Source organism: Sphingopyxis sp. SCN 67-31, assembly GCF_001725095.1.
In genome coordinates this window covers 42,843-49,493 of sequence record NZ_MEFH01000064.1, presented here as the reverse complement: position 1 = coordinate 49,493, position 6,651 = coordinate 42,843, and the positions used below count along the sequence as shown (strand labels likewise).

8 protein-coding genes and 1 pseudogene are annotated in these 6,651 nt (G+C 61.1%); 6 read left to right on the top strand and 3 right to left on the bottom strand.

Features of this window, described 5'->3' with window-relative positions:
* Positions 1–423: 423 nt before the first annotated feature.
* The 3 genes from ABS88_RS25040 (at position 424) to ABS88_RS13320 (ending at position 3,225) form a co-directional block, all read left to right on the top strand.
* Complete coding sequence (locus ABS88_RS25040; protein ID WP_353745082.1) at positions 424–591, top strand: helix-turn-helix domain-containing protein; 168 nt, start codon at positions 424–426, stop codon at positions 589–591.
* Positions 592–695: 104 nt separating this feature from the next.
* Positions 696–1,781: a hypothetical protein gene (locus tag ABS88_RS13325; RefSeq protein ID WP_286749981.1), complete on the top strand. Its 1,086-nt coding sequence runs from the start codon at positions 696–698 to the stop codon at positions 1,779–1,781.
* Positions 1,750–3,225, top strand: a complete 1,476-nt coding sequence (locus ABS88_RS13320) for an AAA family ATPase (protein ID WP_286749980.1) — start codon at positions 1,750–1,752, stop codon at positions 3,223–3,225. The genes ABS88_RS13325 and ABS88_RS13320 overlap by 32 nt, the downstream gene beginning before the upstream one ends.
* 2 nt (positions 3,226–3,227) lie before the next feature.
* Here ABS88_RS13320 and ABS88_RS13315 read toward each other — a convergent pair whose 3' ends face one another.
* Positions 3,228–3,398, bottom strand: coding sequence for a hypothetical protein (locus tag ABS88_RS13315; protein WP_286749979.1), 171 nt, complete (start codon positions 3,396–3,398; stop codon positions 3,228–3,230).
* Positions 3,399–3,456: 58 nt separating this feature from the next.
* Between ABS88_RS13315 and ABS88_RS13310 the strand changes: the two are divergent.
* The 3 genes and pseudogenes from ABS88_RS13310 to ABS88_RS13300 form a co-directional block, all read left to right on the top strand.
* Positions 3,457–3,837 (top strand): annotated as a pseudogene (locus ABS88_RS13310) (magnesium chelatase subunit ChlI family protein); the annotation flags it as partial.
* A gap of 140 nt (positions 3,838–3,977) precedes the next feature.
* Positions 3,978–4,451, top strand: a complete 474-nt coding sequence (locus ABS88_RS13305; RefSeq protein ID WP_158682034.1) for a GFA family protein — start codon at positions 3,978–3,980, stop codon at positions 4,449–4,451.
* A 21-nt stretch (positions 4,452–4,472) separates the two neighbouring features.
* The gene (locus ABS88_RS13300) at positions 4,473–4,844 is read left to right on the top strand and encodes a SpoIIAA family protein (RefSeq protein ID WP_076073584.1); all 372 of its coding nucleotides are present in this window, start codon (positions 4,473–4,475) and stop codon (positions 4,842–4,844) included.
* Positions 4,845–4,856: 12 nt separating this feature from the next.
* Here ABS88_RS13300 and ABS88_RS13295 read toward each other — a convergent pair whose 3' ends face one another.
* Both ABS88_RS13295 and ABS88_RS13290 read right to left on the bottom strand, forming a co-directional pair.
* Entirely contained in the window at positions 4,857–5,255 is a 399-nt protein-coding gene (locus ABS88_RS13295) for a bactofilin family protein (protein WP_067180702.1), read from the bottom strand.
* A gap of 1 nt (position 5,256) precedes the next feature.
* Positions 5,257–6,480: a M23 family metallopeptidase gene (locus tag ABS88_RS13290; RefSeq protein ID WP_104959273.1), complete on the bottom strand. Its 1,224-nt coding sequence runs from the start codon at positions 6,478–6,480 to the stop codon at positions 5,257–5,259.
* Between the last annotated feature and the right edge of the window lie 171 nt (positions 6,481–6,651).

Below are 6,651 nucleotides of genomic sequence, written 5' to 3'. Positions count from 1 at the left end.
CGTTACCTGGCTCATATCCGTCCTTAAGCTCGCTCACACGAGCACGCTTATGAGCGCGCGAAACCTCAACCTACAACACGGCCCTCACCGGACGGGTACAAAAAAGACAATATAACGGATAAATGGCAGTGGGGTATGAACCCCCCCCCTAAGGGGGGGTGAATATACCCCCCACTATCTGAGGCGCATCTGTGCGCAAACCAAGCGCATAGGTTTTCTGCCGTTTTTTCATATCCAAGCGCACCAAGCGCAAACCAAGCGCATATGTGAGGCGCATCCAAGCGCACATCTGTGCGCAAAAAATGGCGGAAAACCGTGCCTCAAAAAACGATGACCACTATCTGAGGCGCAAAATCGGGTATCTGTGCGCAAACCAAGCGCAAAATATTGACAGGCAATGACCTCATTTGATTAAATAGATACATGACATACGAACTATTATCAAAACAAGAGACGGCTGATCTATTGAAGATATCATCCGTTTCTCTTGATCGCATACGCCGAAGAGGCGAATTTATTCAGCCGACTATGATTGGTCGAACAATAAAATTCCGATCTGATCGGGTAAAAGAATGGCTGGATTCAAAATGAATATTGAACGAAAATGCCGAATAGGGCTAAATAGGTGTGTTCGATTGTTGCTTTATCCATATCGGAGGGGTCGGGTCTCCTGATCCCTCCAGCAACGAACGAACATGTTTATCACCTATTTCAACAACGCGCGCGACCCAAAGGCGTCCCCTTACGAACTGACTTGGTCGGATATCGTGTCCTTCCTTCAGGATGCTTTCTCCATCGAACGCCACAGGTCTGCCAAGCTGGACTGCCCAGCCCTGATTGCTGGGCTTTGCGAAGGCAAGCGGGCGAACGGCAATGTCCGCCACCTGTCGATGTTTGCGGCTGATTTTGACATCGGTGCCGATGATCGGCGGTATCTTTCATTCGAGGCGATGTGCCGCAGGCTTGACTATCAAGGCTACTCTTTTGCGGCTTACACCACGACGACCAATACGGCAGGTCATAATCGCTACCGCATCATCTTTCCCTTGGCGAAGGATGTGCCAGCCGACAGTTGGCTAGCGACGTGGGAAGCCTGTAATGTCAAATTTGACGGGGCAGTTGATCGGGCAACGAAAGACCCCGCTCGGTTATCCTTCCTGCCAGCACAATGGCACGGCGATGATTACTGGGACGCGGGCAAGCAAAAGCGGATCAAGCTAACCGATCCATTCAATGAATTCCGAACATCATCGGCTGGTGCCAGCCGTCCCATTCTGTCCGACGCGGATATTGACGCAATCGTTGCCACCAGCGGGCTGATAGGTTTCGGTCATTCAAGCGCCGTTCCTTCACCGCCCCGGGGCGGTGAACCTTCCCGTAAATCAAGCGCCGTTCCTTCCTATCAAGCTGGAAAGCTGACACCTGATGAGATTGAATATCTGGCGCGCGGGCGCGGGGCCGATTCAAGAGTCTGGTCTACCATTGGGAGCCTTCATAGTTCGCCCTTGGTGAGCCGCTGGATGCGTGAGAGCCTTCCAGCCGAACAAGGTAGCCGCGATCACCGTTTCTGCCTGTATGCGGCTCAAAACGCCATACGGGACAATATCCCAATCAATATCGCCGTTCTCGCCGCTTTGGCGTCCGAATGGTCTGAACTTCACCTGTCCCGCTCGGCTCCGTCCGATATCGCACGACAGGCTGAAAACGCCCTTTGCTGGGCGCTCCGCGCTCCACAAGAGCAAGCAGCCGATGCGTCGGCTATTTCAACACAAACAAGGTAATAAAATTTATTATATGGAACAACAACAATTCGAAACAATCACAGACATCTTTAGAGACACCAATATCGCCGACAATTTTGACCTGAAAAAGTTATTCGGTGGACTTGATCCAGAAAATGACGATATCGCCGACTTGCGGCAATGGGCTTATGGCAAGGGCGTATCTTTCGATCAGTTTGACAGGGCGTATCGCAATTGGCGTGAACCCGCCCAATGTTTTGATGAGCGCTATTTTGGCACCCTGAAAACGGCGGCTGAGATGACGGAGCGGGATGTCCCAGACCGCGAATATCTATTGGACGGCTGGCTGCCTGTAGGTTGTGTGTCAACCTTGTTCGGGGACGGCGGGCAAGGCAAGTCGCTGGTAGCAATGCAAATGGCGTCGGCTGTCGCCTCTGGCAAAACGCTCTGGAATTGTCAGGCGACCAAAGCGCCCGTTCTCGCCTTTTATTGCGAGGACGACGAGGATGAACTTTCCCGACGCCAGCAATCTATCGCCCGCTCGCTTTCCCTCTCACCAGCCGACCAGTGCGAATATTATATCCAGTCAAGGTTCGGGATGGATTCGAGTCTCGGTCATTTTGACCGAGGGCGCTGGTCTCCAAGCGACTTATTGTCCGCAATCGGCGACAAGGCACGTGAGACAGGCGCGCGGCTGGTCATCATCGACAACATTAACATGGTCTTTAATGGCGATGCCAACGACGCGGGGCAGGTGACTCGATTCATGTCCGCGCTCAATAAGCTGGCGCTGTCGATCAATGGCGTTGTGCTGCTACTCGGTCATACATCGAAAGCGGAAGGCTCCAAATATGCGGGCTCAACATCGTGGAGCAATGCCAGCCGCAATCGCCTCTATCTGGGGCGTCCTGACAACTCGGTTATCGCCTCGAAGAATCCAGACCTGCGCCATCTGGTGATTGAAAAATCAAACTATGGGCAGTCAGGCGAAGCCCTCGAATTGCTATGGCATTTTGGCGCATTTGTCCTTCCCTCCGATGTCGATCAGGAAGGCAAGGCTACGCAAGAGCAACAAAGGGACGAACAGATTTTCCTTCGCCACCTTAAGGAATCGACAACGCGGGAAGAGAGCGTGTCGGCAAAAGCGAAAGCACGGAATTACGCTCCACGGGTATTCGCACATAGGCGAGCCGAGGGGTGTAATCATCGTTCGATCCACGAGATGGAAAGGGCAATGGGACGCTTGCTTACCGCTGGGACAATCGCCGACGACCAACCGCTTGGCTGGAAAACGGAGCAGCGCAAACCAGCGAAAGGGCTTGCTCTTGTTGCGCAGGTCGCCGCCCCTGTCCTTAACGATGTGCTCGCTCGCAATCAGGCAGATGAACTTATGGACAACATCAGAGTCGGCGCGCCGACTTATCAGGCGTCCCAGCGGGAGACTATAGCAGCCATCATCGCACGGGCGCACGGGCAAAACTGACTTTAATCGGAAGGGCGGGACAGGCGAGCCACCTGCCCTTTCGCCATCTCAATATACTCCGCGATCGACGCCATATCCGCCTGATCGTCGGTCTCTATGGCTTCCATATCGTGCAGGAACGATTGCCATTCCGCAACGGGAGAAAAGACGGACGGCGGGTCGATCAGCATCATGGGTCCAATATAACCCATAGCTCATCATATCGTAAATCACTTGAAAACATAATCATTCCTTGACCGTATCGACCTGCATGTCGAAGTGCGTGCGGTGAGCGCCGCCGACCTCGTCCTGCCGCCGCCCGCCGAGGGCAGCGCCGAGGTCGCGGCGCGCGTCGCGGCGGCGCGTGCGGTCCAGACGGCGCGCTACGCCGGGCACAAGGCGCGCACCAATGCCGAGATCGACGGCGAGCTGCTCGAAGCCGTCGCCACCCCCGACGAGCCGGGGCGCCATCTGCTCGCGCAGGCGGCCGAGGCGATGCGGTTGTCGGCGCGCGGCTATACGCGGATGCTGCGCGTGGCGCGGACGATCGCTGACCTTGCCGGGGCGGAGACGATCGGCCGCATCCATATCGCCGAGGCGCTGAGCTATCGCCGGCAGGCGCCGCGGAACTGAGGGCGGGTTCCGCGCTTTCCGGCAAGCCTCTGGGCCCCAGCGACCGCCGGGAAGCAGACAGGAGCAGACCCCGCTTTATGCGATTGCGGTCGGCCCCGATCCGCCTATCTTCGCCGGATCGGATGCGGGAGGAGGGTTCCATGTCCAAGCCAATCACCGGATCGTGCTTGTGCGGGGCGGTGGCGTTCGCGATCGAGGGAAAGATCGGCCCGGCCGGGCAGTGCCATTGCTCGAAATGCCGCAAGGTGTCGGGGACCGACGGCAATGCCGTCTTCTACACTGCGGTGGGTAGTTTCCGCTGGCTGCGCGGCGAGGCCGAGGTCGCCCGCTTCGTGGTGCCGGAAAGCGACGGCTGGACGTCGAGCTTCTGCCCGACATGCGGGAGCCCCGCGCCGCATGCCGACCCCGGCGGCAAAATCTATTTCGTGCCGGCGGGCCTGCTCGACGACGATCCGGGGTTCCGGGGCTATGCGGCGCATATCTTCGTCGAATCGAAGGCGCCGTGGGTGCGGATCACCGACGACGCCCCGCAATATACCGAGGGTTTCGGCTCGCCGCTGGTGCGGGACGGAAAGCCGCGCCCCAATGGAACGGCCGGGCGCAGCGGCGCGTAGGGACGAAGCAGGAGAAAGGCCATGCTCGACATGATCGACAGCGCGGACGATGTGATCGCGCTCAAGGTATCGGACCGGATCAGCGGCAGCGAACTCGATGCGATCATGGACCGCCTCGACGGCGCGATGGCGCGCCATGACAAGGTGCACGTCTTCGTCGAGACGCAGGCGATCGACGGCATCGAGATCGCGGGACTGGGCGCCTATATGAAGCGCGCGCTGCCGCTGTTCGGCAAGCTGGATCGCTTCGGCCGCGTCGCGGTGGTTGCCGATCAGGGCTGGATCCGCGCGGCGACGAAGATCGAGAGCGCGTTGCTGCCGCGCATCAGCTACCGCGTCTTCGAGCCCGGCGCGCGCGACGAAGCGCTGGCGTGGGTCGTCGGCGGCGGGTGAGCGCGCGCGCCGTTACGCGGTGCGGGTCTCGACGATTTCCAGCGGCGGCGGCGCCTTGGCCGCGCCCGGCGCCGCGGCGCCGTGGCGGCGGTGCGACAGCTTGCCGTCGACCCGGCCGCCATTCTCGATCGTGATCGTTTCGTAGGTCACGTCGCCGGTGATCCGCGCGGTCGCGTGGACGATCAGCGTCTTCGCCTCGATCGAGCCGTCAACCAGCCCGGCGATCTTCGCGGTTTCGGCGGCCACGGCGCCCTTGATCTCGCTCGCCTCGCCCTGGACGAGGTTGGCGCATTTCAGGTCGCCCTCGATCTTGCCGTCGACGTGCAGGTCGACGCTGGCCGATACGTTGCCGGTGACGACGACATCCGATCCGAGGATCGAGAAGGTCGTATGGCGCGCGCCGGTCGCCATCCTAGCGGGCGCCCCGGCCGGGGGTGGCGGAAGCGAGGGCGCCGACTCGCTGTCGGGCGTCGTCTTTGACTTCAAGAACATCGGCTTTGGCCTCCAGGAACCGGCGCGGGTTGACCGCGACGCCGTTCAGACGGACTTCGAAATGCAGGTGGCTGCCGGTCGAACGCCCGGTCGAGCCCATCTTGGCGATCTGCTGCCCGGCGGAGACCTGCGCTCCCGCCCGCGTCGTGAAACCCGACAGGTGAGCATAGCGGGTCATGATCCCCTGGCCGTGATCGACCTCGATGACATTGCCATAGCCCGCGCGCTGGCCGACGTACACCACCTTGCCCGGCGCCGCGGCGAGGATCGGGGTGCCGAGCGGACCGGGGAAATCGAGCCCCGAATGCATCGCGCTCGCGCCGGTGAAGGGATCGCTGCGATAGCCGTAGCTCGACGAGAGCATCAGCACATGCGCGGGCTGGCCCGAGGGGATGGCGACGAGCGTGCGTTCGAGCACCTCCATGCGGAACAGCGCGCCTTCGAGCGCCGCGAAACTCTTGCCCAGCGCGCCCGCAGCGCCGATGCGGCCGCGGAAGGGGATGAAGGGACCGCCGCGGCCGGCCGCTGCGTTGCGGACCAGCGACGCGGGGTCGAGCCCCAGCTTCGCCACCGCGCCCTCGGCCTTTGCGGCGCGCGCGCCGACCGCGGCGAGCAGCCGCGCCGAAAAGACCTCCTGCCGCGCCTCGATGCGCGCGAGCGCCTGCGCCTCGGGCGGCAGGCGCGGATCGACCGCGCTCGTCTTGAGGGGATTTGTTTCGGGCGGCTTGTCCGCGGCGGCCCCGGTCTTGTCGTCATCGGCGGCGGCGGGCAGCGCCTCGGCGCCGAAATAGGTCTTTTGCCATTCCTCGAGTTGCGCCTGGCGCTCGTCGAGGTCGGCCGCGATTTCGCCGACACGGTCGCGATACTGGGCGATGCGCGCCTCGGCGGCAGTTGCGGCGGCCTGCTTGCGCGCGACCTCGGCCCGTTCGTCGGCGGAAAGAAGCTGGTTGACAAAAATCGCGACGGTGACCGCCGCCCAGGCGAGCAGTACCGCCGCGGCGATCAGCGCGACGCGCTTCTGCCAGACCGCACTGACCCGCACGAACCGGACATGGCCGTGGGTGCGGATGAAGATTTCATGGTCCTGAAACAGCGCATTCCAGCGCTGGCGCCATGGGCGCAGGCCCGTCGATTGGGAAGACAAGTCACGACCCCGTCTTGTTGTTCTGCTTGGAGCCCTCCGCCCCCGACTGGAACGGCGCCTTACCAGCGACTCCCCGCCAGCGCGAATCCGCACGCCGCGAGTCGGGCTGAATCGAACCGATGGCACGATGAACGGTGGAAAACGGCCAAAATGGTTGCTTTCTGACGCGGC